Below are 1,183 nucleotides of genomic sequence, written 5' to 3' on the forward strand. Positions count from 1 at the left end.
GCACACCGCTGCCCCCGCTCGGCACCGTCGACGGCCACGTCCCCGGCACCCTGCACGACATCCGCACCCCCGGACCCGAAGGACCGGTGCACACCCTGCTCAGCCTTCCCGAAGGGGGGCGCGGACCGCACCCGGCGGTGTTCCTCGTGCACGGCGGCCCCGCCGACCACGACCGGGACGCCTACGACGGCACCGTCCACTCCCTAGTCGCCTCCGGCTTCGCCGTCGCCCGCGTCAACTACCGGGGCTCCACCGGCTACGGCCCACGGTGGCAGCGCGCCAGCCGGGACGGCGTCGGCCACACCCAGGTCGCCGACCTCGCCGCCGTACACGCCGACCTCACCGCGCGCGGCCTGATCCGGCCGGACGCGACCGGGCTGTGGGGCACCTCCTGGGGCGGCTACCTCGTCCTGCTCGCCCTCGGCACCCGGCCGGGCCTGTGGCGGGCCGGTGTCGCGGTGAAACCCGTCGCCGACTACGCTGCCGCCCACACCTCGGCCACCCCCGCCCTGCGCGCCCTGGACGAGCGGCTGTTCGGCGGCACCCCGCAGCAACTGCCCCAGGCGTACGCGCACAGCTCACCGATCCGCTACGCCGACCGCGTGCGCGACCCGGTACTCGTCATCGCCGCCACGCACGACACCAAATGCCCCCCGGCACAGGTCCGTTCCTACCTCGCCGCCCTGCACGCGGCCGACGCCCGCCACGAGTCCCTCTGGCTGGACTCCGGGCACGACGGCTACGACGGCGGCGATCACGTGGCCGTGCTGCGCCGCGCGGTGCTCTTCCTCGACCGGGAGCTCCGCCGCACCACCCCACCCAGACCCCCCGCTCCCTCCGGAGCGGGGTCAGCGCACCACACCGTCAAGCACTGACATCACCGAGAGGAGAGAGCCCATGCAGAAGGACGTCATCCACAACGACCCGCTCGCGGAGGACGAGACGAACCGGAAGCCGAGCGTCGGCATCACGGTCACGGTCCCGTTCCGTAACGCCGAGGACGGCGACGAGAGCGTCGAGGACTGATTCCCACCGGCCGGTCCCGGGGCGCCCCGGGACGGGGGGGGGGGGGGGGGGGGGGGGGGGGGGGGGGGGGGGGGGGGGGGGGGGGGGGGGGGGGGGGGGGGGGGGGGGGGGGGGGGGGGGGGGGGGGGGGGGGCCGGCCCCTGCGACGGTCCTTGAC

The 1,183-nt window shown here is 76.4% G+C and carries 2 protein-coding genes; both read left to right on the top strand.

Annotation, left to right across the window (positions count from 1 at the left end; all coding sequences use genetic code 11):
* Positions 1–875, top strand: an 875-nt coding sequence (locus AB8Z36_RS41270) for an alpha/beta hydrolase family protein (protein WP_369218466.1), incomplete at its 5' end; no start/stop codon positions are given.
* Positions 876–897: 22 nt separating this feature from the next.
* On the top strand, positions 898–1,026 hold the full coding sequence (locus AB8Z36_RS41275) for a hypothetical protein (protein WP_369218467.1): 129 nt from the start codon (positions 898–900) through the stop codon (positions 1,024–1,026).
* Positions 1,027–1,183 lie beyond the last annotated feature (157 nt).

Source organism: Streptomyces flavofungini, from assembly GCF_041028215.1.
GTDB classification, from domain to species: Bacteria; Actinomycetota; Actinomycetes; order Streptomycetales; family Streptomycetaceae; genus Streptomyces; species Streptomyces flavofungini_B.